Raw genomic sequence first — 21,411 nt, 5'->3', positions numbered from 1 at the left:
GTCAGTCCGGCAGCTCGACGTAGAACAGGACGACGTCGACCACGCCCGCCGTCAGCGCGGCGGTGGCGACGGTGGCGACGATCTTGCGGGCCGCCGTGGTCTTGACCGAGGTCGCGCCGGTGAAGACCGGCACCACGGACTTGCGGCCCGTGGTCGACCAGGGCGCGCCGGACACCGCGGCGGCGGCGATGATGTCCCCGGCGCCCTCGACCTTGACGGCCAGCGTCCCGGCGCCGCCGGAGGTCGGCGGGACGTCCACCTCGGCGAACCCGCCGAGGACGACCGCGTTGGCCGGGATCTGGGCTTCCGGGGTGAGGTCGATGTCGCCGACCGCTCCGCCGTCCACGGCGAAGTCGTAGCGTCCGCGCACCGCGTGCAGCTCGGTGGCGCGGGGGTATCCGCCCCTGTAGGGCATGGCAGTCTCCTTGCCGTTTGGGCCGGCCACCACGGCGGGTTCGGCCGTGGTGGCCGGGTGCCGGTTACAGGCCCGTGACCTCGGCGAACGCGGACGGGCGGTAGTGGATCAGCGCCACGCGCAGGTCGGCGCGGACGGCGAGCTTGCCGCGGATGAAGAAGTCGTCGTGCGAGTTGGACACCTGCACGTCGATCCCGCGGCGGACGGCCAGCTCGGCGAAGTTGGCGTAGTCGCCGAGCAGGGCCGAGGTCGCGGGCGCGGCCGTGGTCTCCTTGACCGGCACACCCCAGATGGTCGCCGGGCCCGGCATCGAGGGGTGACCCCAGATGTAGATGCCGTCCGCCGTGCGCAGCAGCCGGACCGGCTCCCACTTGGCGGGGGTGATGAACACCACCGAGGGCTCGGCGAAGCCGGTGTCGCGGATCCGGCGCATCGCCTTGTACAGCGCGTCGGGCACCGGGTCGCCGCCGAGCGGCTGGGACAGGATGCCCTGGACGTTCTGCGTGCCGACCAGGTTCGGCGCGGTGCCGTTGCCGCGCAGGATCTGGAAGTCCAGCCGCTGGCGCAGCATGAACGGCAGCCGGTTGTTGACGTAGCTCTCCGCGCGCGGCTCGTCCTCGAACAGCTCGTCCGTCACCGGCAGGTAGACCGGGATCTTGCGGACCGGGCTGGACTTCTCCTCCAGCTTCAGGCGCGCCTCGGGGTACTGGTCTCCCTCGCCGGTCTCGGCCGCCGTGTTGTCGAAGACCGTCTCCTCCATGTACACGACGCTGATCTGGTTGGTCGTGGTCTGGGGGATCAGCTCGGCGACGTCCGGCGCGGGCCGGGTGGGGAACTCCTCCACGCGGCCGGTCCGCGTGGTCTCCGGGGCCCAGCCGGTGAGGGTGGTCATCAGCGTCTTCAGGTCGACGTCGAGCTGCGCCTGCGGGCCCTGGCCGGAGCCGCGGACGTAGCCCTTGCACGCCTGGCTGCCGACGAACATCTCGCCGAAGGAGCGGCGGCGGCCGTCCTTGGTGCGGGTGCCGTCGCCGCCCTCGCCCCGGCGTGTCCCGCTCTCGGCGCCCTTCTCGCTCGCGGCCTCCTGCTCGCGCGCGATCGCCGCCGACCGCGCGACGATGAGCAGCTCGTCCACCTTGGACTTGCGCTCCTCGATCGCCTCGTTCAGCGCCCGCATGTGCGCGACCTTGGCCTGCGTGTCGCCGGAGATCGACTTGACCTTGGCCATGTCGAACTCGGGACCGGCCTCGGTCATGATGTCGTGCAGTTCCTTGCGCTTGGCGTCGAGCGCCCCCTGCGCCTCCTTCAGCGCGGGGAACTCGATCAGCCGTTCTGCCGCCTCGGCGGTCATGGCTCTCCTTAGATGCCGTGTCGGTTGGCGAGCGACCGCAGCTGCAGCGACGCGAGCTCGGCTTCGAGCTGCTCGCGGGTCGGGTCTTCCTCGCCGACGGGGTGAGAGAGCAGGGCGTCCAGGCGTCCCAGGTCGGCCTTGATCCAGTCGAGGATCTCGGCGGAACTGGGGGCCATGCCCTTGCCCTTGGTGCGCCGGAGAGCCATGACTTCCGTGGCGCGGTCGAGGTAGGAGGCGACGGCGGCCATGACCGCGTGCCCCTCCTCGACGAACTTCATCGAGCCGCCGGGGTCCGAGCGGAGCTCGGGCACGTCCCGGTCGGCGTCTCGCAGGTGACCTGCGAGGTGCGCGTGGATCGCCTGCCGGTCCCGGTCCTGCAGGGATGCGCCCTTGGGGCCGTTCAGCGCGGCGATCCCGGCGAGGCAGGCCCGCACGTTCGCGGGGCCGTTCACGCCGTGGTGGTGGGCGTAGGCGTAGGAGGACTTGGCCTCCACGTCGCCGGACACCCAGGCGAAGACGCTGCGCAGCTCCGACGGCCGCGCGTCGCCGGCGATCCCGGCGACCGTCTTCGCGCCGTCCCACGCGTGGTCGACCACGGCCGTCTCATGCGGCGCGACCGGCCGCCCGGCGACCGGCCGCGCGCCCGGCGCACCGGACTTCGCCGACAGCGTGCGGGTGCCGACGCCCGCGCCGAGCAGGACCGGGGACACCTCGTGCACCTTCACCGAGTCCAGGAACCGCACGCGCTCGCCCTGGTGCTCGCCGAAGGAGTATTCGACCGGGTCGTACCCGTAGGACCACTGCCCGAGGGCGCCGAGGTTCTTCACCGTCCGGAAGGCGTCGGCGCCGTGCTGGGTGTCCATGAAGAACTGGCCTTCGAGGGTCGCCTTCTTGGCATCCTGGCGGATCGTGGCCAGGCCGACGGGGAGCGCGCCCTGCCATGAGGTGTGGCCGTAGGCGGAGATGGGCACCTCGGCGCCGTCGGTGAACGCGCCCGGCCGGGTCACGTCACGGTCCGAGTCGATCTTGTTGAACGTGGCGAAGACGGCCTTGACCTGCCCCTTCGCCTCGTCCATGTCCTTGACCTCCACGCGGAGGCTCTTGACGTCCATTCGCATCTCCTCTGCGCGGGTCAGGCCGCGAGCTCGTCAGGGTCGGCGCCTTCGGGGTCGGCTGGGTCGCCGCCCGGGTCGTCGGCGGGGGCGGGAAGCGCGGGCGGCTGCCCGGCGGGCGGAAGCGCGGAGGGGTCCTGCGGCGGCTGCAGCTGGACGCTGTAGAGCCCCGAATGCTCCAGGAGCGAGTAGTCCTCGGCCTCGACCGCGGCGACCACGGAGGCCGGCTTGAAGCCGGAGTCCACCAGGGTCCGGATCGTCTGGGCCCGGCGGAACGCGATCTCGGCGGCGTCCTTGCGGTCCTCGCGCAGGAACGCGATGTCCCGCTCGTCCCACCACAGCCGCGCGTCGGCGGGGACGTCCACGAGGGTGGCGAGCGCCCCGGCGGCCTGCCGCCACATCGGGCGGATCGTCCCGTCGGCGAACCGGCGGCGGGCGCTCGCGTAGTTGCCGGCGTTCAGCGAGCTGCCAGCCAGGCCCTCGGAGAAACCCACCAGCGTCGCGGGCACCCCGGCCAGCGCGGCCAGCCTCGACTCCCCGGCACCCTGCGTCGCCTTGAAATCGAGCTGCTGAAGGTCCTTGCCGACGACCGTGACGTCCGCGCCGCCACCCAAATACAAGGTCTTATAGGCGTTCGCGGCCCCGGCGTGCCCGGCGTCCATCGCTGCCTTGAACCGCTCGAAGTCCTCCCGCTTCACGCTCGCGTCGAGCGTGACGACCATCTGCGGAGAGGCGCCGTTCTCGAAGAACTTCAGCTTGTGCACCGTGGCGGCCGAGTCGGCGGAGATTTCGCGCAGCGCCGGCGTCAGCCAGCTCATCCCGCGCCAGTTGAACAGCGGGTCCGGGATGGGCGCGAAGTGCGCCACCTGGGACGGCAGCAGCAGCGTCGTCCCGGGCGCCGGCCGCCCGGCCACCAGGTCGACGCCCTTGACGCGCGGGGAGTACAGGTAGCCGATGATCTCGGCGTCCAGCGCCGCCCCGTACAGCTCCGGCTCGGACTCCGATGCGGAGATGATCGTCACCCAGTCTGGGCGAAGCCTGCGCAGGTGGCCGCTGACGAGAGTGAAGTAGCTGTTGCCTGCCAGGTCGATATCCAACGACATTCTGGCGAGCAGGTCGCCCGTGGTGCCGTTCGGCCACGGCGCCTCCAGGACGCTCAGGGCCTTGGTGCCGAACAGGTCGCCGGGGCGGCCCTGGCGGATCCGCTGGAAGGTGAACCGGGCCTCGGAGAAGTGGAACAGCCGCACGAACATCAGCGCCGCCGCCGGGCCGCTCCGCTTGAGGATGCCCTGGACGTAGCCCTCGAAGTCGTTCTCGATCTCCTCGCGCTTGGAGTTCAGCGACGACGACCCGAGCATCGGGTAGCGCAGCCGGTCCAGGTCCCAGAACGGTGGCTGCGACCATCCCTTCCGGGCGCGCGGACGCGGGGTCCGGCGCTCGGCCTGGACCCGTTCGAGCAGGCCCATCAGCCGGGCTCATCCTCGCGGCCGAGCGCCGTCCGGAACCCGACCGCGAGCGCCGCCCACACCGTCGCCAGCACCGCCCACACGGCCCGCACGACCGCGCCAGCGACCCAGCCCAACAGGAACGGCAGCACGAGCAGCACCGTCATCAGCGCCTTCACCGGGTCGAGGCGGCGCGCCTCCTCACGCACCTGATCGGCCATTGCACCCGCACGGGCGAACACCGCAGTCGTCACATCGCCTCCTCGCCTGCATGGGGCCGCGAACTGGTCACAAGTGAGCGGAACCGGCCCGCCGGGACCGCGGTCTGAGTAGCGTCATCGACCCGGCGCGCGAATCGAGGGGACCTGGGTGGAGATCGCCAAGCTCGTCCTGGAGTACTGGAAGGCGTCGGTCTGGCCGCTCGTCTTCGTGATCGCCGTCCTGGTGTTCCGCGATCAGATCCGCGACGCCCTAAAACGGGCGAAGACGTTCGATGCGATGGGCGTCAGCGTGGAACTGGCCGAAGGCGCCCAAGAAGCACACGAGGCGCTCGATCAGGTGGGAGAGCAGAGCACCACGCCACCTCTGCAGGACGGCGAACCGGAGGCGGTCCTGTCCCCGGTCAGCCGCAAGACCAGCAGGGCCGCGGCCAGGGCATTGCAGCAGGTCACAGACATCCAGAGGGAGACATCGCCGGACCGGCCCACCGGACTTGGCACCGAGGGCGTGAACTTCCGGCTGGCTCTGCTCGCTACCGCCTTCGCCTTCGGTGCGCCCACCTGGACCGACAGGCTGGCCGCCAAGCTGGCCGAAGAAACGGGAAACCCGAACTGGAAGGCTTTTGCCGAAGCCGCCGAACGCACCCTGGAACTGCCCGTTAGCACCGGAAGCGCGGCCGAGCGGCGCCTGGTCCACAGGCTCACCCGCAGGGCGCTGGACCAGCTCGCGCATCTGCTTGAGCAGGTCGCCGAGCACCCGGTCAGCGACTAGACGTACATGGCCCACGGCTGAGCGGGCTTGTCCTCTTCGGACGGGCCGGTCAGGAACGCCCACCGGCCGACGGTCAGCGCGATCACCGGGGACGGGTCCACCGACGTGCCGCGCCGGTCGAACACCCACGCGTCGCCGATGTAGCGCTTCACGGCGCCCGCCACGGAGGCCGTGAGCGCCGGATGCGGCCGGATCCGGATCGAGGACTCCCAGCCCTCGGGCGCGTTGCGGGGGCGGACGATCGCGTCGTACAGGCCCCCGCACGCCGCGCCCGTGTCGCGCCCCTTGACTAGCGTCAGCTCGATCCGGTCGTCCTCGTCCAGGTCCTCCTGGGCCTCGGCGAGCGCGTCGTCCAGGTCCGGCTCCAGGCTGCCGGTCGGGCCGGCCGGGGCGATCGCCACGGCGAGCGGCCGCCACTTGCGGACCCGCGCGGTGATCCACGGGGCGATCCACGCCGTGCCCGGCTCGTAGGCGACGATCTCGCCGTGCAGGAGACCGTCCTCGCGGAGCCCGACCGCCGCGATCGAGGCGGACTGCCGGTCCGGGGCGACCTCGATCGCGAACGCGATCGGGTCGAGCGCGCGGGACTCGGCATCCTCGACGGCCTCGAAGGCGGGCTGGGGGATGACCTGCCAGCCGCCGCCGACCGCCGGGTAGTTCCCCACGGAAAGGATCTCCCGGTCGAACCCCTTCACGCTCATGGAGTCGTGCAGCCGCTGGATCATCTCCAGCGACACGCGGACGCCGAGGCCCGGATTGGTCTTCGCCCACGTGGCGGGGTTGTCGCGGTCGTCGTGGTCGGCGCACCCGGTCTCGCAGTCGGCGGTGTGCAGCTCCACCGACCACTCGAAGAAGGCCAGGTCAGCGGCCTCGTCGCCGCCCGCGATCGCCCGGTTCCGGACCCTGGTGATCTGCTCGCACGGGGCGATGTCCTTGTCCGGCGCCGACCCGCCGTACCAGAGCTGGGGGTTGTCGCGGGCCAGCATCGTCGGCATGAGCGCGTCCACGGGTGCGTCGCCCAGGTGCTGCGACTCGTCCCAGAACACGCAGTCCCCGGAGAACCCTCGGCCGGACCCGCCGGAGCGGGCGACGAACCGCAGGCGCTGCCCGTTCGGGCACGCCTCGGTGGGCCACAGCTCGATGCCCTCGTCGCCCTTGGAGCGGCTCACGGCCTTGATCCGCTTGCGGAACGCGGGCCGCCGGTTCATCAGCGCCAGGATCCGCCGGAAGATCTCCTGCGACGTCTTGAACTCATGCGCCGAGTAGATGATCAGTTCCTCGTCGAAGAGGAACAGCCCCGCGAGGACTCTCGCCTCGAAGATCGCGGACTTGCCATTCTGCCGCGGGACGATCATGCCGACCTCGAACGCCGACCAGCTGCCGTCCTCCCGCTCGCCGAGCGCCCTGTGCAGCACCCACTGCTGCCAGGGGTCCAGCTTCAGCCCGGCCTTGGCCGCCAGGTCGATGCACTCCTGGCCCGCCGAGGTCGCGAACTCGGGCACCGTGCAGATGCGGGGCTCGACGACCCCGGCGGCGGGGGCGTCCAGGGTGGCGGTCACTGCCCGGCGGCCCGGCGGTTGCGGCGACGCTCGGTCAGCTCGTCGATCTCGTCCGCCTCCTCACCCGAGGGGGCGAGTTCTCGCAGGTCAGCGAGGTACTGGCGGTACTGGCCGTGCATCAGGCTCGCCGAGGCGGCGCTCACGCCAGGGGCGTCGAGGCGGCGGGCGGCGTCGAGCGCGGCGGCGGCCAGCGCGCTGCCCTCGACCTCCGGGCCCCACCGCTTCAGGTCGGCGCGCAGGGCGGTCTCCAGCTCACCCATGCGACCTCCCTCGATCACGATCGGCCGGCCGCCGCCCGCCGCTACACCGAGTCACGTCACGCAGGGTGATGGCGATCACGGGGGCGAAGATCACCGATCCAAGATCGTTACTCTCTGTTGATGAACACGGAGAGTGACGCCCCGATGATCTCGGCCGGAGAGAGAAAAGGGAGACCTGGCGGCGGGTCTCCCGCAGGGCCTGATCACCCGTTCAGGGGGTGCCCCCCGCCCTCTCGACCGAGACCGGGCTGTTTGCGCAGGTCAGGGCCCCGTCATGCTGATCGGTCGCGGAGTGTGGCGATGTCGGTGACCATGCGTGGCGCGTGCGCGATGCGTGAACGCGACGGTGATCACGGGAGAGTGGGCACGGGGAGTGACATCGCTGTGGGTCACCAGTCGCGCGAGCCATGATCGTTGCTCTGCGTGGCGTCACGCTGTGTGGTGGGGATGGCAGGGAGGTGGGCGTACCAGCGCAGGGCGGCGTCACGGGAGGCGGGTGGGCGGAGCTGGTCGCACCGTGCCAGCACCACGTCCCGGCCTGGGTCGACGGTGATCAGCTTGGCCGAGTGGGCACGGTACTCCGCCAGGGCCTGGGGGGAGGGGGCCGAGTGCACCACCCACACCTCATGCCCCCTCGATTGGCGGAGCCCCTCCTTGATCGCGGCCCGCCTCGCTCGATGGGCCACCTGCTGCACGGGCCGGGGATGGCGGTGGGTGTCACCGCCCCCCGCCGTGAGCGCGGCGGCGAGCGCGTCCCAGTCGATCACCACGGCGCCGGGGGCGGCATGGGCGGCCACGTAGGTGGACTTGCCCGAGGCCGGGGGGCCGGTCACCACGTACAGGGCCATGGTCGTCTTCTCCGAGGGCCTGGAGGGGAGCACGCCTAACGCGGGGAACTACGGCTTGCCGTTCTCCCACGAGGGTGGGCAGGCACGGTTCCCCCGGCATGTGTCGTTGTGGCGGCCGAACCGGCGGCACATGAGGCGTCCGCTCCAACTCGCCCACGCCGACCACGGCTCGGTGAGGACGAGGCGGGCCACTCCGTCACCTGGGCGCCATGGACGCACGCGGAGGGCGCGAAGGGGCAGGCTGTAGAGCTTGGCGAACGGGTACCGCAGGCACCATGGCCGCGACTGCCACTGGTGGAGCGCCCACCCGTACAGCTCCCACAGGTACCAGCGCAGCTTCGTGAGTCGGCCGGCGTCCCGGTGGGCGTGGATGCGGCGCATGCTCACCACCAGGGAGGCGAGACGGTCGCGCAGCGTGCGGTCGTAGTCATGCACCCACACCTCGGGCATCGCGGCCTCCTCGGGTCCGGTCGGGGTGCCGCGTTTCCGCAGGTGGCATCACGGCGACCTGCGGAAACGCCGGGGCGTCTACGAGGCGCGCCCGTGGGCGGGGGAGCCGTCGAGGGCGACTCTGGCCAGCACCTGCGCGCGGGTCTCGCCCGTGAGGGCCGCGACCTCGGTGAGGAGGCGCATCCCGACGTTGCAGGCGGCCGATACGGCGGCGTACATCTCGGCGCGGTGCGCCAGGGCGGCGTCGCGGGCGAACTCGCCCAGGAGGGCCTGGACACCGTCCAGGGTGGGCGGGTCGCCGAGGCTGTAGGTCCGCTGGATCGTCGGCGGCGGCATCAGGGCGTCGATCCGGGCGGCGACGTCGGGCTGCGGACGGGTGGCGGCGTCCGGGGCGTCCGCGTAGTCGATCGCGGACGCGATGAGCGCCGCCAGTCCCCTCTGGTACTCCTGCGAGTCCATACCGCGAGGGTAGGACGCGGAGTGCCCGGCGGGGGCTACCAGTCCCGCGATCCGGCCGCAAGTGGCCGGTAGGGGCGGTCGCCCTTGCGCTCGTTGCAGCACTGGCCGCACCTGGCGCACCGGTTGTTCGCCCCGTGCGCGGGCGCGAGGTTGGCCGGGTCGTTCGGGTCGCCGCCCATCGCGATCCACTGCGCGAGGGGGATCTTGTGGTCGGCGTAGCGGGCGTCGCCGTGCCCGCAGATCCAGCAGATTCCGGCGCCCTCGGCGAGGGCCTGGGCGCGGGCGCGGCGCCAGGGGCGCCCCTTGCGGCCGGCGGTGCGGGCGGGCATGGGCACCTCCCCGCACATGCGAAAGGCCCGGCCGGACGGCCAGGCCCTATCGACAGATCACCACGCTGAGATCAGTTTGGGACACGCTAGGTCAAGGTGTCAAGCGGCGTTGACGCGGGCGCCGGGGCGTCCCTGCCTGCGCGCCTTGCGTCGCTCGTGTTCGACGTCGAGCAGTTCGTCCTCGCGGACGTACCGGCCGGTGTAGCCGCGGACCTCGATCACGGTCAGGCGCTTGGCGGCAATCCAGCGGTTCAGGGTGCGGCGGGACACGCATGCGAGGGCGGGGGCATCGTCGAGCGGCACGAGCTCCGACAGCTCGTCGTCCGGGTCGAGTCTCACGCCTCCAGTGTGTGTGATCTGGAGGCGTGAGACGATCACCTTGTTCAACTGTCCGGGCCGCGGTGCTCGGACTGATCGAGATGGACGGTAAGCCGAGCTATTCGAGGCGTCACGCCCGCTTCATACGGCGGCAGTTTCAGCATGCGCCGCACTGAGCGTATCCGTGCGCCGAGGAGTGCCTTTCGTCGTTCTTCCCTGCCCCCGCGTACGAGGACGATCAAGGCGACGGTGATCGCGCCGCGGACGTACAGCCGGATGGAGGTCATGGCAAGTGCAACGCTCACGGGGAGGGTGGCCAGCGTAAGGGCGACGAGCGTGGTCAAGGTAAGCGGCTCGCGGTTGGAATGCAGCCTAAACGCGAGATAGAAGCTGATCACGGCAGGAATGCCGAGGATCGCCAGAGTTACGATATGAGCTTTTATTTTGCCGATTCGTCCGGCCAAGATCTCCTGGAGCGTCTGAGGGGCGAGGATCGGGAAGACGATCAGGTGCCGGATGGCCAGTCGCTTAATCGCCCCGGCATAGCGGCTTCGGCGAACGGTCGCCAGTTGGGCGGCCAGGCAGTATCCCAATGCCGTCCCCAGCTTGAACAGCTTGCCGGGACGCTCGTTGATGACGGCGGCCCACTCCTCGGCGCGGATCTCCGCACGTTCGGCTTTGCCGGCGTACATCCGGCGGGCGGCGCGCCTGACGATCTTGCGTGCGATCCATGGCGCGAAGTCGGCGTACTCGTTGATCGCGAGCCCGATCACCACGGGGACGATGAGGGCGGTCCAGTTCACTGGGCGCCCTGCCACCCGAGGATGAAGTGCTGGCTGCGCCGCTGGCTCAGGAGGGCGGTGCCGGCGGCGCAGCCGTGCGGGGTGAGCCGGTAGAGGCGGCGGCGGGGGCGGCCGGGTTCGGGGTCGTCCTCCCATCGGGAGGTCAGCCACTCGGCGTCTTCGAGGCGGTCCAGGACGCGGTACACGGTGGGGCCTCTAAGGCCCGTCTTTTTGATGATCGCCCAGCCGTGCAGCTCGACGTCCTCCTTGTGGGCGCCGATGAGCACCCCGAGGACTACGAGCAGCGACCGGGTGATCCGCTCGATACCCATAGGTGTAACTGTACCTATGTACGTTAAGGATTGCACGCCCTCACGGCCGCTCTTGGCCGAGGTGGGGGCGGGATCGGCGGGGAGCTCTTGCCCGCTGGTGGAGGATGGTGACTTGTCGCAGGTCGTAGGCCCGCATGGGTGCGGCGACCCGCTCCCGAATGCCCGTTATCGGCCAGCCCGCCTATGCGCACCGGGCGGCCTGTCACACTTCCCGCTATGAGACGGATGCTGCTGATCGTCGGGCTGGCAATGTTTGCCGGCGGGATTGCGGTCGGGTGCGCGCCGCTGCGGAGTCACGGCGTGGGGTGTGGGTCGGCGGTCAGAGGGACCTCCGAGGCCGAGGTCTCGGATTTCCGGCATGCGATGGAGCGGGATCAACGTGGTCTCGGCCTGCCGGGAGGGTCGCTGACCGCGGCTTCAGAGGGGTGCGATTCGCTGCGGCGGGTGGTGCGGTATCCGGCGGTGGTGCTGCTGCTTGGGGGCACGGGTCTCGCGGTCGGCGGGTTGTGGGTCGGGTACCAACGGGAGACGGGCATGGAACGGGCGGTCACGGTGCTGGGCCGCCCGTGGCCGCTGCGGGGCCGGGGTGGGAAGCCCGCCGAATAGGAGAGCCGTTACGGCGTCTCCTGATCCAGGTAGGGCCGCGCCATGTCCCGGAGGGTCACCTGCGCGAAGTGCACGAGGCGGGGGATGTCCGACAGTAGCTCTTCCTGGCAGCGCACGAGGGTGCGGCGCCGGGAGTCGAGCTTGCATAGGACGCGTGCCTGCTCCCAGCGGTCGAGGGTGCGGCGGGACACGTCCGCGACGCGCGCGGCCTCGTCCAGATCGAGCAGCTCCGACAGCTCGTCGGCAGGGTCGAGTCTCACATCTCCTAGTTTGCGTGATCGGGAGACAAACCCGCGCTGGTTCCCAGAGAATGGCCCTCGGGCTAGCAAAGGATCTCGCGGTACTCGCAAACAGAACCGGGTGGGCAAAGATATCGGATGACCAAAAAGTTGATCATTATCTTCTTGACTGGCTGTGCGGTCGCTCAGACCCTTACATGGTGCACAGCGCACAGCAGGCGACTGATGGATGTGGTAGCACGGCGTGCTGACACAGACGGGGAGGAGGGGGTTGCCGAACGTTGGGGCAACCGTGTTGACGGCCTTCCTGGGGAACCCCTGCGGATGCTTGTGGCACTTGGGTATTTGCTGATCGCGACCGTACTCATCGGCAGGCGCAAGTTTGATGACGCCAGACCAGTCACGAAAGTGGTGGTTACCTCTGTCTCTGTTGCCCTGCTTTCATTGGCGTCGGGGCCGACCGTAAAGGAGTGGCAGCCTCATCTGGCCCCAGTCCGGCCGGTGAGGGTCCATATGCCTATGGCTTAGTGAGCGCCTGGGGCAACTGTGCCGGTGAGCGGCTGAGTGAAGGGTCGCTCACGGTACCTCTATCAGGTGTGGGGCGAGCAGGATTTCGGCGAGGCGTTCGCTGGCATTGAGGGCGCCCATCCCGTCCACGATCCACAGCGTCAACACCTACCTGCCGATCGCGAACCGCGTCCGGTGGTAGCTGTACTCGGTTATGGTCGTCGACTCGTCGAGCAGGTCGGCCGCGCTGAAGTCGACCGTCCGGATCTCGTTTGTGCGGACGGTCGGGCGCACGGTCAATCTGTCCTGGCCGTGGAGCGGGCTGCCGATGAACCACTCGGGGAATCTGAGCTTGCTCACGCCGCCTACAGTGGGATGCCGTAGTGTGCCGCGACGGCCTTGACCGTCCGGCACGGCCATGCGGGGTACTCGGCTTCGTAGCCCTCCATGTCGTCCCCCGTGCATTCGCCGCGTTCGTTCTCGGCGTGCAGATCGAGGACGGCGCGGGCGAGCGGATCGGCGATCGCGGCGAGTCGCCTGCGGGCGTTGAGCTGGGCACGGGCGTGGGCCTGCTCGCGTCGCCGGACTTGCGCCTTCAGCCGCTCCAGCTCGGCGCGCTCGGCGTCCGTGGGCTCCATCACGCCGTGCTCGATCAGCAGCTCGCGGGACACCGGCAGGGCCACACCGAGGCGCTTCACGCCGTACTCGATCGGCTCGCTCACGATGCCTCCAGACTGCGGCCGGTGAGGTCGCGGGTGACGGTGAGGGCGGTGCCGTCCTGAAGGACGGCGCGGAACCGGATCGAGTACGGGTGGCCCTCGTGCGGGACGTTGAGGTCGGCGCCGTCGCAGGCGTAGCACAGCGGGCACTCCAGCCACAGCTCCCGCACGCCCTCGGGTGCCGGACGCGGCCAGCGCACACCGCCGGGCGTCCACCGCTCGGCGACCTCGCTCAGCCACGCCAGGACGGCCTCGTCGGTCTCGGCCGGCCGCTCCGGATCGTCGCACGGCCGGTCCGCCATGGTGGGGAGGTGCAGCCAGTCGCCCTCGGCGTCGGCGACGATGTCCACGTTGCAGTGGCGGCACTTCATGACGCCTCGGCCTCCCCTGCGATGCCAACGATCTTGGCCATCCGCCGCGGGTTCAGTCGGTAGAGGCGGGGGTCTTCATCGTCGCGCTGAAGGAGCGGTGGCGAGACGATGAGGGCCTCACCCTCCGGCATGGAGTCCAGTTCGATGATCTCGATGCCGAACGGTCCGGTCATGATACCTCCTGCTGCTCTACGGCCAGCCGGACCTCGGCGGCCTCGGCGAGCTCGTCGTACTCCTCCTCATCGAGGAGGCGTCCGCACTTGCCGCACTGGGTGTAGCCGTCGTCGCGCGTGCGGAGGGCGCGGCGGTCGCAGCGCGGGCACGGGACGGCGGGGCGCCGGCGGACGACCGGATCGGACTTGGCGGCCTCCTGCAGGCGGCGCTGCCACGCCAGGACGCCCTTCCCGAACCGCACACTGCCGGGGTGGGCGAGGATCGCGTCCAGCTGCCCGAGCAGCCACGCGATCGTGCGGGGCCGCGCCTCCGGTCCCGCGCGGTGCGGGCGGGGCGGGAGGTGCTCGTGGGCGTCGCGCCAGTCCGACTCCACGCGGGCGAGCATCTGGTACATCTCGTCGAGCGTGTCGGCGATGGGGGACGGTGACCCGGCGGTCGTGCGGCGCGAGGAGGTCCGCTCCCCGGACGACGCGCCGCGGTGCCCGTCCGACCATGACTCCAGCAGGGCGGCGAGGTCGTCGAGGTCGGTGAGCGCACGCCGGATCGCCGTCCGGCAGCGACCGCAGAACACCGGATCTCCCGTCGTGAAGCCGACCTCGGGCGGGAGCGGGCGCCGTGGGCGGAGCTCGTCCAGGCGTCGCAGCATGGCGCGAGTCACGTTGTCGGTCCCGGTGGCGGCCTCGGCGTCGAGTGCCTGCTGCCGGGCGTTCTCCCAGCGGGCCAGGGCTTCACGCCAGGCGTCGAGGGCCTCGTTGTGGTCGAGGGCCATCCGCGCCGGGCGGGAGTTGCACGGTCCCGGGCACGCGGTCACGGACGTCCCCCCATCGGGTCGACTTCGAGGAGGATCCATCCAACCTTGCGCTGCCGCCGGGCGACCCGCCGGGACATGCGGAACCGCCCCACGTACATCCCGCGCGCGTAGGCCGCGTACGAGCGCCGCCACCGAAGCCGAGCGGTCAGGTCCTTCACGCGGCCTCCCCGGTGACGTAGGCGAACGGTCCGCGGACTCCCGCCGAGAACCGCTCGGCGGCCTCCAGCGCGAGGCCGAGGCGGGCGTGGGGCGTCCTGCGCGCCCGCGCCGTGGCGTACAGGGCGCCGAGGGCGATGCCCGCACCGCATCCCACCGCGGCGTACCCGTCGGCGGCCTCGGCCACCTGGAAGTCGTCCTGCACGCAGAACAGCCGGCCGCGGACGCCCACCAGGAACGTCCCGCCCTCCTCCTGATCGTGGTCCTTGCGGAGCCACCCGCCGTCGCGCAGCGTCGCCCGGACGGCGTCCACGAACGCCGTCGCCATGAACCGCTCCAGGTCGGAGGTGTCCGGCTCGGGCGGTTTCAGGGACCAGCGCAGCAGCTGCCCCATGCGGAAGCTGGAGGTGAAGCCCATGACGTAGGGGCCGGTCGCGAAGACCTTGGCATCGGCGCGGACGGTCAGGGAGTAGCCGGCGACGCCGGCGGAGTCGCCACCCAGGTGTACGGCCCCGGCGGTCGCCAGGCCGACGATGGCGGTCAAGGACGGTGGTCCTTCACGGTCGCCTCCGATGGTGCGGGGGGCGGTTGGTGGGAGTCGGCACGGCCCCGGTCGGGGCGGGAGGTCAAGAGCGTCAGGGAGCGAACTTCGCGACGTCGAGCCAGCCGCTCACTCGCCGTCCCTTCCTTCGGCGGGAGCCTCCTCGGAGCGGGCGGGCCGGCCACGTCCCGTCTGCGCGCTGGGCCGCTTGAAGCCGATGACGGTCTTGGGCTTCCACACGGGGGTGGCGCCGAACTTGCCGTCCTCCGCCGGCAGCTCGCCGCGGTCGCGGGTGCGGTAGGTGCGGATCGTCTTCGGCTTGACCTTCCAGTAGGCGGCGATGTCGTCCATCGTCCACCAGTCCTTCTTGGGATCCCCAGGCGGTCGGCTGGTCACGGGCGGCCCTGTCCTTGTAGGCGGTGATCCTACAAAGGGTAGCGGGGCGGGCCGCCGGCGCGCGGGGGCCGGCGGGATCATGGCGGGATCCTTTCCAGGATGGGCGGGCGGGCGTGGATCTCCAAGCTCGCCACGTCGCCGAGGGAGTCGACCTTGCTCACGCCTCGTCCTTGCAGTCGGGCCCGCATGGCAGCCCGAGTGCTTCGAGCGCCTTGCACCACGGGCACACCTCCTCGCTTTCGGGCTCGTCCGTGTGGTCCTCGTGGCCGGAGATGTCCAGCCCGCACAGTGACCGGTCCGGGTCGCAGCAGTACAGGTGCTCGACGTCGTCGTCGCCCCTGCCCGGCGGTGCCGTGTCGGGCAGGGGTGCGGGTGCGGTCATCGTGCGGCCTCGGCGAGCGCCCGCTCGATCAGGTGCGGCACCGTGTCGTACACCGGCGCGACGCCGGTGAGGGCGCCGGGGTCGGCGAGCCAGCGGGCGGCGGCGGCGACGACCTCGGCCGGATAGGGCACGGGCCCGGCGGCGAGCCAGCGGAGCGTGGCGCGGCGGACGTCGCCCCGGCACAGCATCGCGATCCGCCACCCGGCCGCCGGCGTCCACAGCATCGTCGGCTGCCGGACGGCCGAGACGGGGTCGAGGTCGATGCCGATCTGCGGGCCGTGCTCGTCGGCATAGTGGTCGCGCACACCGACGTCGGCGGCCATCAGGGCGTCGGTGACGGCGTCCATGTAGGCGGCCAGGGGCGTGCTCATGACCCGGCCTCCGTCCCGTCGCCGACGATCGTCAGGAGGTCCTGTCCGACGCGGTTGTAGATGGTGCTCTTAGAGCCGAGGCAGCCGTCCTTGGCGTAGCTACGGACGCGCTTCACCAGCCCGGCGAGGTGACCCTGCTCGGCATCGGCCTTCTGAGCCTTGGCGAGCGCAGCCGTCTGGCGGCCGATCATGAAGTTCGCTTCGGCCAGCTCGGCGCGGGCGCTCCGCAGCGCGGCCATCACCGCGGGGAAGTCCTTCGGGGTCGGCGTGTCCCACTCACAGGTGTGCTCGCCCGCCTGCTGGACGTCGCGGTGGAAGCCGATGTGACGGGGGCTGCGGTCGCAGGCGTGGGCGTGCTTCAGGCACGGCGTTCCGCACCGTGGCCGCTCGGGGGTCATCGGGTCAGGCACGGTTCTCTCCGTCCAGGTCGGTGGCGAGCTTGCGGAGCCTGCGGGCCGCGGCGTCCAGGCTGCGCTTGGCGCGCGGGTTGACGTGCGCGCGGGCGTCGAGCATGCGCGCCTCCTCGGTGAGCAGCTGGGCGCGGACGTGCGCCACCTGCTCGCGGGCGGCGTCGAGCGCGGCGCGGGTCTGCGTGTGCGCGGCGGCCATCTGCCGCTCGTCGGCGAGCATCGTGGCCATGGCGGCGCGCTGGACGTCCAGCTCGTGCAGGAGCTGGGCCCGGTCCGGGTCCTCGGCCAGGGTGGCGCGGAGCCGCTCGATCACGATCCGGATGCAGTTGGGGCACGCCCCCGCCGGGTCGGCGAGGACGTCCTCAACGTCCAGGGCGGGCAGCGCGTGCCCGTGGATCTGCTCAGCCATCGGTGCGGTCTCCGTCCTGCTCGATGGGCCAGCCCGGCCAGTCGTCCGGCGCGTCCTGGCCGCGGATCTCCCAGCCGAACCCGATCAGGGTCCCGGCGGCCTCCAGGTCGCGGAGCCACGTGTGCAGGTCCTTGTGGACGGCGACGGACACGCCGATCTGTGCGCCCGGCTCGACCACCGTGGCCTTGGGCGCGGCCTTGAGGGTGTCGACGTCAGGCACGGCGGCCTCCCGCCGGGACGTAGGTCGCGCCGTAGCCGTCGGCGTAGGAGCGGGCGGCGGTCTCGATGTCGCCGTCCTCCAGGTCGGGCTCGACCGCGCACACCTTGGTCAGGCGCCCGTGGCCGCGCTCGACGATCGCGAGTGCGCCGAGCAACTCGGCCGGGTGGTGGATCGGGGCCCATGCGCGGGCCGTGGCGGGGTCGATCCGCTCCACGGTGACGGTGTGCGCCCGGCCGGCGAGGTCGGGCCGGCGGTCGCTGATCAGCGGGTAGGCGCCGGGCGCGACGGTGATGACGTCGGCGAGGCGGTAGTAGGCGCGGCGGCCGACCGTGATGCGGATCAGGCGGCCGGAGGTCACGAGGGTCCGGTCGGTTTCGGTGATGTGGGCGTTGCGGGCGACCACGGGGAAGTCGCGCACGGCGAGCAGGGGCGGGCCGGCGGACAGGGCGCGCGGGTCGGACAGGGCGCGCGGGTCGGACAGGGCGCGCGGGTCGGACGGTTTCATGGGGTTCCTCTCATCGGGGCGGCGGGGGGCGGCGGGCATTCGGTGAGCCGGGTCAGGTCGGGGCGTCCGCCCCGGCGGGGGGCGTACTCCGGCCGGACGTAGGCGGGGGCGGGCTCGCCTTCGGCGAGGGCCCACACCGCGTGAGTGCCGGGCGCGGCCGACCAGACCTGGCCGGTGACGGTCTGCGGGCCGTCCTCGGTCTTGCGGGTCCAGGTGATCTGCGCGCCGACGTCCAGCCCGGACGGGGCGTACAGGCCGGTGGCGCGGGGCGGGCGGGCGGCGCGGCGGGGACGGATGCGGCGGGCGAACGCCTCACCCCGCGTGAGGGCGAGCTGGTGCCCGTCCATCGGGATCGGCCTGACCGCGCGCAGGTCGGCGGCGGGCGGGAGGTCGGCGGGGTAGTCCTCGTCGGGCATGGTGAGCAGCCGCCAGGTGGCGGGGCCGCAGGTGATGACGGCCGTCGTGCCGTCGGTGGCGATGCGGACGTGCGGGGCGGGCAGGTGGCGGGCGATGCGGGCCAGGTGTGTCGCGTCGACCAGGACGCGGCCGGGCTCGGTCACGGTGGCCAGGACGCGCCCGTGGCCGGTGGCGCCCGTGTCGGTGGCGAGGACTTCCACGCCGCCGCGCCGGACGGTCGTGAGCAGGACGCCCTTGCAGACGGGCGGGCGGCCGTTCAGTTCGGTGGGGGCGAACCGAGCGACGCGCAGCACGACGTCGGCGAGGTCGCGGGCCGGGGCGCTGAATGCGGTCATGAGGATCCCCGGCAGCCGGGGGTCGGCGTGGTATCGGTGGGGACGGGGCGGGGCGTGAGACGGGTGGGCGAGGTCGTGGGCGTGGGGGAGGTCGGGGAGGCGGTTGGCGTGGGCGAGGTCGTGGGCGTGGGCGTGGGGGAGGTCGGGGTGGGCGTAGCGGTGGGCGTGGGGGAGGGCGGCGGCGGTGGTGCCATGGCCGGGCACACCGTCGCGGGCGGCGCGGGCGGCGCGGGCGGCGCGGGCGGGGGGCGCAGCCCGTCGGCGGCCGGGGGTGCGGCGGGCGGCGCGGGTGCGGGGAGGTCCGCAGGCGGCGGGACCGGCGCGGGCACGGGCGGCGCGGATGCGGACGGCACGGCGGGCGCCGGTTCCGGTGCGGCGGGCGGGAGGGGCGGCGCCGGGTCGGTGGGGTCGGCGGGCGGGGAGAGCAAGGGCGGCATGGGCGAGGTGGGGACGGGGGACGCGCTGGTCGCGGTGGGCGCGGCGGCGGGACCGGCGGGCGGCGAGGACGGCCAGATCAGCGCGGCGGCGGCGATCGCGGTGCCGGTGATCGCGACGGCGGCGGCGATGGCGGCGCGGCGGGCGGCGGGCCGAGGGGCCGGGGTCTTGGCGGGGCGGGCGGGCATCGCCGGTCCTTCCGGGAGGGGCCGGGCGGGGAGGGGTGGCGGCCTCCCCGCCCGGCGGGCGGGGTCAGTTCAGGTGGGCGACGATCTCGGGGTGTTCGGCGATGAGGCCGCGACGGTAGGCGCACAGCACGTGGGGCGCCTCGGCGGCGAGGACGTCCATGACCATGTCGAAGGCGAGGTCGAGCGCGGCGTCCTCGGGCAGTCCGAGCATGTCGGCGAGCGCACCGGCGGTCCGTGCGATCTCCTCGCTGATCAGCTCGACGATCTCGCTGTCCCGTCCTTGGCGGTTGGCCATTCCGATCACCTGCTTTGTAGTTCCTACTACTACAAATAGTGTCCCTCTCCGTCCCGGATTTGTCAACGCCGGAACTACAAAATCGAGGGACGTTCCCCGGGGTGGGCGGGGCGGCGGGGCGCGGTCACGAGGGCGGCGAGATCGAGCGCGGCAAGCCCGCGGGCGATCTCGGCCGCCTCGTCGTCGCCGGCCTCCCACTGTGAGGGGTGCGGGACGTCTCCGGCCTCCTCGCGGGCGGCGAGACCGGCGCGCCCGGCCTGCCAGCGGACGGCGCGGGCGTGCAGGGCGGCCAGCTCGGCGGCGGGGCCGGTGGCGCTCATGGCGATCTCCTTGAGGGAAGGGGGCCGGGGCGCGGGCACGGGCGGGGAGTGGCCCGCGCCCCGGCGGTCGGTGCGGTCAGCGGGTCAGGGGCGGCGGGTCAGGGCCAGCAGCCGCCGGTGGGCGCGCGACTTGGTCTCGTCGTCGGTGCCCTCCAGGACGGCGGTCGCGCGGGCGATCTCCTCGGTCATGGTCTTGCCGGGGCGCCGGGGTGCGACGTGGTCGAGGTAGTCGGTGATCGCCTTCTCGGCGGCGTAGGCGGTGCGCCCGGCGCGCTGCGTCTCGGCGCGGAACATCGCGTCGAGGGTCTCGACGCGGCGTTCGGCGGCGTTGACGGTGCGGACGGGGGCGTCGTCGTCGACCGGCCACAGGTCCGCGATCACCCGGTGGAACTCGGCCACGGCGAGGTCGGTGCGCACGAGCGCGGTCTCCTCGGCCGCCCACGCGTCGGCGTAGCGGACGGTCAGGCCGAGGGTGCGGCGGGCCTCCTCCAGCCGATCCAGCGCGCCGGAGGTGTGCCGGATGCCCCACCGGGCGCGGGCGTCCCGGACGGCGAACCGCTCGGTATTGCCGCACACGATCCGCCACGGCGTCACGACGGCCTCCGACAGCGACCGCCCGTCGTGGGAGTTGATCATCGCGATGAACAGGACGACCTCGTCGTCCAGCCCGCCCCGGTCGATCGTCACGGTCTCGGGGACGCGCATGGTGACGAACACCTTCCGGCCGCCGCGCAGCGCCCCGGCCGACTCCCACACCACGCCCGAGGTGGCGGTCAGGTCCTCCAGGAACGTGAAGATCTGCCGGTTGCCGATCACCTGGTACTTGCCGGACACGACGCCGAGAGCCGCGCCGGTGTCGTCGCGGACGGTGACGAACCGGCCGCCCATGATCCGCTGGTCGCCGTCGTGGACGTAGCGGACGGCGCGCTTGTCCACCCCGAAGGAGATCCCGCCGAGGTCGAGCACGGTGTCGATGTCGGTGATCCCGCCGGGGACCACCTCGCCGAGGCCGTGCCAGGCGGGCGTGGAGGTGTACAGGGCGGCGCGGCCGGTCGAGGTGTCCAGCCCGTCGCGGCCGAGGACCTCGCCTTCGTCCCATCCGGTGCCGCGCCAGGTGCCGTCCGCCTGCCGGACGGCCCCGGTGTCCGCGAACTCGGCGGCGCGCTGGTCGTTGAACTGGGCGTTGACGTCGGTGGACATGTGATCCTCCTTCGGATCGGCAGGGGCGGTCAGGCGTCGGGCGACCAGTAGGCGGCGTCGCCCCGGTGGTCGTACTCGGGGACGAGCGCGATCTCGGCGCGGATGCGGGCGAGCGCGGCGTCCTCGGCGTCCTCGGCCGTCTCGGCCGTCTCGCCGTCCAGCGGCGTGAGCGAGGTGGGGCGCACGCACCACACGGCCGCCTCATGCCTGCCGACCTCGGCGAGCCGGTACCGGACGCCATAGGAGGCGCACCGGACGCACCCGCAGATGCCCAGCAGCCGCATGACGCCGTGCTGGCTGCCGCGCGACCCGTGGTAGCGGACGAGGATCTCCGGCATCAGGTCGGCCACACCGACGTGAGGGGCGTGCCGGTCGAGCGTGAACTCGCCGTCGCGGACGCTCAGCAACACGATCCGGTCGAGCCGGAAGCTGCGCGGGGCGCCGCTCCGGCGGTCCATCGCCCGGCAGAACAGGTCGCCGCGCGCCGACACGGCGATCTCGTACGGCTCGATCGTGCGGGTCGTGCGGTCGCCGGACGCGGCCTCGTAGGTGATCGTCACGGGCCGCTCGGCTGCGATGGCGCCCTCCAGCGCCGTCCCGGTGATCCACGTCTGACCGGTCATGATCCCCGCCTGACCTAGTAGTTTCTCGTACTACAAATAATACCCCCTCGTGTGGCATCTAACACTACAAAATCGGGCCTATTTCGGCATGTCACTCATGCTTTGGCTGCCTGCCCGATGACACCCGTGGGTGT

37 protein-coding genes are annotated in these 21,411 nt (G+C 72.0%); 2 read left to right on the top strand and 35 right to left on the bottom strand.

From position 1 onward, the window contains the following. Window position 1: 1 nt before the first annotated feature. The 5 genes from ACQP1N_RS18685 to ACQP1N_RS18665 all read right to left on the bottom strand — a co-directional run bounded on the left by ACQP1N_RS18685 (window position 2) and on the right by ACQP1N_RS18665 (window position 4,574). Window positions 2-415, bottom strand: coding sequence for a hypothetical protein (locus ACQP1N_RS18685; RefSeq protein ID WP_433225592.1), 414 nt, complete (start codon window positions 413-415; stop codon window positions 2-4). Between the two features lie 64 nt (window positions 416-479). Beyond that, a complete protein-coding gene (locus ACQP1N_RS18680) occupies window positions 480-1,763 on the bottom strand; it encodes a phage major capsid protein (RefSeq protein ID WP_433225590.1) in 1,284 nt (427 codons plus the stop codon). 8 nt (window positions 1,764-1,771) lie between these two features. Beyond that, window positions 1,772-2,875 (bottom strand): HK97 family phage prohead protease, encoded by a 1,104-nt coding sequence (locus ACQP1N_RS18675; protein WP_433225587.1) that lies wholly within the window; start codon window positions 2,873-2,875, stop codon window positions 1,772-1,774. A gap of 20 nt (window positions 2,876-2,895) precedes the next feature. Then, a complete protein-coding gene (locus ACQP1N_RS18670) occupies window positions 2,896-4,341 on the bottom strand; it encodes a phage portal protein (protein ID WP_433225585.1) in 1,446 nt (481 codons plus the stop codon). Next, window positions 4,341-4,574: a hypothetical protein gene (locus ACQP1N_RS18665; protein WP_433225583.1), complete on the bottom strand. Its 234-nt coding sequence runs from the start codon at window positions 4,572-4,574 to the stop codon at window positions 4,341-4,343. Before ACQP1N_RS18665 ends, ACQP1N_RS18670 begins: the two co-directional genes overlap by 1 nt. Before the next feature lie 115 nt (window positions 4,575-4,689). Here ACQP1N_RS18665 and ACQP1N_RS18660 point away from each other — a divergent pair, with 115 nt between their 5' ends. Continuing rightward, window positions 4,690-5,310: a hypothetical protein gene (locus tag ACQP1N_RS18660; RefSeq protein WP_433225581.1), complete on the top strand. Its 621-nt coding sequence runs from the start codon at window positions 4,690-4,692 to the stop codon at window positions 5,308-5,310. On the opposite strand, the gene ACQP1N_RS18655 is transcribed toward ACQP1N_RS18660, so the two are convergent. The 9 genes from ACQP1N_RS18655 to ACQP1N_RS18615 all read right to left on the bottom strand — a co-directional run bounded on the left by ACQP1N_RS18655 (window position 5,307) and on the right by ACQP1N_RS18615 (window position 10,647). Beyond that, window positions 5,307-6,869 carry a hypothetical protein gene (locus ACQP1N_RS18655; RefSeq protein WP_433225579.1) on the bottom strand — a complete coding sequence of 521 codons (1,563 nt, stop codon included), beginning with the start codon at window positions 6,867-6,869 and terminating at the stop codon, window positions 5,307-5,309. The two genes, ACQP1N_RS18660 and ACQP1N_RS18655, sit on opposite strands and share 4 nt — an antisense overlap. Beyond that, window positions 6,866-7,129: a hypothetical protein gene (locus ACQP1N_RS18650; RefSeq protein ID WP_433225577.1), complete on the bottom strand. Its 264-nt coding sequence runs from the start codon at window positions 7,127-7,129 to the stop codon at window positions 6,866-6,868. The genes ACQP1N_RS18655 and ACQP1N_RS18650 overlap by 4 nt, the downstream gene beginning before the upstream one ends. Window positions 7,130-7,518: 389 nt before the next feature. Further along, window positions 7,519-7,977, bottom strand: coding sequence for an AAA family ATPase (locus ACQP1N_RS18645; protein ID WP_433225575.1), 459 nt, complete (start codon window positions 7,975-7,977; stop codon window positions 7,519-7,521). Between the two features lie 48 nt (window positions 7,978-8,025). Then, window positions 8,026-8,427: a hypothetical protein gene (locus ACQP1N_RS18640; RefSeq protein ID WP_433225573.1), complete on the bottom strand. Its 402-nt coding sequence runs from the start codon at window positions 8,425-8,427 to the stop codon at window positions 8,026-8,028. Between the two features lie 78 nt (window positions 8,428-8,505). Beyond that, window positions 8,506-8,886, bottom strand: coding sequence for a hypothetical protein (locus ACQP1N_RS18635; RefSeq protein WP_433225571.1), 381 nt, complete (start codon window positions 8,884-8,886; stop codon window positions 8,506-8,508). Window positions 8,887-8,921: 35 nt separating this feature from the next. Beyond that, complete coding sequence (locus ACQP1N_RS18630) at window positions 8,922-9,215, bottom strand: HNH endonuclease (protein ID WP_433225569.1); 294 nt, start codon at window positions 9,213-9,215, stop codon at window positions 8,922-8,924. A 99-nt stretch (window positions 9,216-9,314) separates the two neighbouring features. Further along, a complete protein-coding gene (locus ACQP1N_RS18625; RefSeq protein ID WP_433225567.1) occupies window positions 9,315-9,554 on the bottom strand; it encodes a hypothetical protein in 240 nt (79 codons plus the stop codon). Window positions 9,555-9,598: 44 nt separating this feature from the next. Beyond that, the gene (locus ACQP1N_RS18620) at window positions 9,599-10,336 is read right to left on the bottom strand and encodes a hypothetical protein (protein WP_433225565.1); all 738 of its coding nucleotides are present in this window, start codon (window positions 10,334-10,336) and stop codon (window positions 9,599-9,601) included. Next, complete coding sequence (locus ACQP1N_RS18615; protein ID WP_433225563.1) at window positions 10,333-10,647, bottom strand: PadR family transcriptional regulator; 315 nt, start codon at window positions 10,645-10,647, stop codon at window positions 10,333-10,335. The genes ACQP1N_RS18620 and ACQP1N_RS18615 overlap by 4 nt, the downstream gene beginning before the upstream one ends. A 225-nt stretch (window positions 10,648-10,872) precedes the next feature. On the opposite strand from ACQP1N_RS18615, the gene ACQP1N_RS18610 reads away from it, so the two are divergent. Further along, window positions 10,873-11,253: a hypothetical protein gene (locus ACQP1N_RS18610; protein ID WP_433225561.1), complete on the top strand. Its 381-nt coding sequence runs from the start codon at window positions 10,873-10,875 to the stop codon at window positions 11,251-11,253. An 8-nt stretch (window positions 11,254-11,261) separates the two neighbouring features. Here ACQP1N_RS18610 and ACQP1N_RS18605 read toward each other — a convergent pair whose 3' ends face one another. The 21 genes from ACQP1N_RS18605 to ACQP1N_RS18505 all read right to left on the bottom strand — a co-directional run bounded on the left by ACQP1N_RS18605 (window position 11,262) and on the right by ACQP1N_RS18505 (window position 21,277). Further along, window positions 11,262-11,513 (bottom strand): hypothetical protein, encoded by a 252-nt coding sequence (locus ACQP1N_RS18605; RefSeq protein WP_433225559.1) that lies wholly within the window; start codon window positions 11,511-11,513, stop codon window positions 11,262-11,264. Between the two features lie 654 nt (window positions 11,514-12,167). Further along, window positions 12,168-12,359 (bottom strand): hypothetical protein, encoded by a 192-nt coding sequence (locus tag ACQP1N_RS18600; protein WP_433225558.1) that lies wholly within the window; start codon window positions 12,357-12,359, stop codon window positions 12,168-12,170. A gap of 5 nt (window positions 12,360-12,364) precedes the next feature. Next, on the bottom strand, window positions 12,365-12,721 hold the full coding sequence (locus tag ACQP1N_RS18595; RefSeq protein ID WP_433225556.1) for a hypothetical protein: 357 nt from the start codon (window positions 12,719-12,721) through the stop codon (window positions 12,365-12,367). Next, window positions 12,718-13,089 (bottom strand): hypothetical protein, encoded by a 372-nt coding sequence (locus ACQP1N_RS18590; protein ID WP_433225554.1) that lies wholly within the window; start codon window positions 13,087-13,089, stop codon window positions 12,718-12,720. The genes ACQP1N_RS18595 and ACQP1N_RS18590 overlap by 4 nt, the downstream gene beginning before the upstream one ends. Then, entirely contained in the window at window positions 13,086-13,262 is a 177-nt protein-coding gene (locus ACQP1N_RS18585; RefSeq protein ID WP_433225552.1) for a hypothetical protein, read from the bottom strand. The genes ACQP1N_RS18590 and ACQP1N_RS18585 overlap by 4 nt, the downstream gene beginning before the upstream one ends. Beyond that, window positions 13,259-14,074 (bottom strand): hypothetical protein, encoded by an 816-nt coding sequence (locus ACQP1N_RS18580; RefSeq protein ID WP_433225550.1) that lies wholly within the window; start codon window positions 14,072-14,074, stop codon window positions 13,259-13,261. The genes ACQP1N_RS18585 and ACQP1N_RS18580 overlap by 4 nt, the downstream gene beginning before the upstream one ends. Further along, entirely contained in the window at window positions 14,071-14,232 is a 162-nt protein-coding gene (locus ACQP1N_RS18575; protein WP_433225548.1) for a hypothetical protein, read from the bottom strand. Before ACQP1N_RS18575 ends, ACQP1N_RS18580 begins: the two co-directional genes overlap by 4 nt. Beyond that, entirely contained in the window at window positions 14,229-14,774 is a 546-nt protein-coding gene (locus tag ACQP1N_RS18570; RefSeq protein WP_433225546.1) for a hypothetical protein, read from the bottom strand. Before ACQP1N_RS18570 ends, ACQP1N_RS18575 begins: the two co-directional genes overlap by 4 nt. A 126-nt stretch (window positions 14,775-14,900) precedes the next feature. Continuing rightward, window positions 14,901-15,167, bottom strand: a complete 267-nt coding sequence (locus ACQP1N_RS18565) for a hypothetical protein (RefSeq protein WP_433225544.1) — start codon at window positions 15,165-15,167, stop codon at window positions 14,901-14,903. A 157-nt stretch (window positions 15,168-15,324) separates the two neighbouring features. Beyond that, complete coding sequence (locus ACQP1N_RS18560; protein WP_433225542.1) at window positions 15,325-15,549, bottom strand: hypothetical protein; 225 nt, start codon at window positions 15,547-15,549, stop codon at window positions 15,325-15,327. Next, on the bottom strand, window positions 15,546-15,920 hold the full coding sequence (locus ACQP1N_RS18555; RefSeq protein WP_433225540.1) for a DUF6292 family protein: 375 nt from the start codon (window positions 15,918-15,920) through the stop codon (window positions 15,546-15,548). Before ACQP1N_RS18555 ends, ACQP1N_RS18560 begins: the two co-directional genes overlap by 4 nt. Continuing rightward, window positions 15,917-16,330, bottom strand: coding sequence for a hypothetical protein (locus ACQP1N_RS18550; protein ID WP_433225538.1), 414 nt, complete (start codon window positions 16,328-16,330; stop codon window positions 15,917-15,919). The genes ACQP1N_RS18555 and ACQP1N_RS18550 overlap by 4 nt, the downstream gene beginning before the upstream one ends. Beyond that, window positions 16,323-16,739, bottom strand: a complete 417-nt coding sequence (locus ACQP1N_RS18545; protein WP_433225536.1) for a hypothetical protein — start codon at window positions 16,737-16,739, stop codon at window positions 16,323-16,325. The genes ACQP1N_RS18550 and ACQP1N_RS18545 overlap by 8 nt, the downstream gene beginning before the upstream one ends. Beyond that, window positions 16,732-16,959, bottom strand: coding sequence for a hypothetical protein (locus tag ACQP1N_RS18540; protein WP_433225534.1), 228 nt, complete (start codon window positions 16,957-16,959; stop codon window positions 16,732-16,734). The genes ACQP1N_RS18545 and ACQP1N_RS18540 overlap by 8 nt, the downstream gene beginning before the upstream one ends. Further along, the gene (locus tag ACQP1N_RS18535) at window positions 16,952-17,464 is read right to left on the bottom strand and encodes a hypothetical protein (RefSeq protein ID WP_433225532.1); all 513 of its coding nucleotides are present in this window, start codon (window positions 17,462-17,464) and stop codon (window positions 16,952-16,954) included. Before ACQP1N_RS18535 ends, ACQP1N_RS18540 begins: the two co-directional genes overlap by 8 nt. Further along, on the bottom strand, window positions 17,461-18,216 hold the full coding sequence (locus tag ACQP1N_RS18530) for a hypothetical protein (protein WP_433225530.1): 756 nt from the start codon (window positions 18,214-18,216) through the stop codon (window positions 17,461-17,463). Before ACQP1N_RS18530 ends, ACQP1N_RS18535 begins: the two co-directional genes overlap by 4 nt. Continuing rightward, entirely contained in the window at window positions 18,213-18,839 is a 627-nt protein-coding gene (locus tag ACQP1N_RS18525; RefSeq protein ID WP_433225528.1) for a hypothetical protein, read from the bottom strand. Before ACQP1N_RS18525 ends, ACQP1N_RS18530 begins: the two co-directional genes overlap by 4 nt. A 64-nt stretch (window positions 18,840-18,903) precedes the next feature. Continuing rightward, window positions 18,904-19,134 (bottom strand): hypothetical protein, encoded by a 231-nt coding sequence (locus tag ACQP1N_RS18520; protein ID WP_433225526.1) that lies wholly within the window; start codon window positions 19,132-19,134, stop codon window positions 18,904-18,906. A gap of 74 nt (window positions 19,135-19,208) precedes the next feature. Continuing rightward, window positions 19,209-19,454: a hypothetical protein gene (locus ACQP1N_RS18515; RefSeq protein WP_433225524.1), complete on the bottom strand. Its 246-nt coding sequence runs from the start codon at window positions 19,452-19,454 to the stop codon at window positions 19,209-19,211. A gap of 84 nt (window positions 19,455-19,538) precedes the next feature. Then, a complete protein-coding gene (locus ACQP1N_RS18510) occupies window positions 19,539-20,654 on the bottom strand; it encodes a DUF932 domain-containing protein (protein WP_433225522.1) in 1,116 nt (371 codons plus the stop codon). Between the two features lie 29 nt (window positions 20,655-20,683). Next, window positions 20,684-21,277 carry a WYL domain-containing protein gene (locus ACQP1N_RS18505; protein WP_433225520.1) on the bottom strand — a complete coding sequence of 198 codons (594 nt, stop codon included), beginning with the start codon at window positions 21,275-21,277 and terminating at the stop codon, window positions 20,684-20,686. Window positions 21,278-21,411: the final 134 nt, after the last annotated feature.

It is taken from the genome of Actinomadura formosensis (genome assembly GCF_050948385.1).
In the GTDB taxonomy this organism is placed as follows: domain Bacteria; phylum Actinomycetota; class Actinomycetes; order Streptosporangiales; family Streptosporangiaceae; genus Spirillospora; species Spirillospora formosensis.
This window is presented reverse-complemented; position numbering and strand designations above follow the sequence as displayed.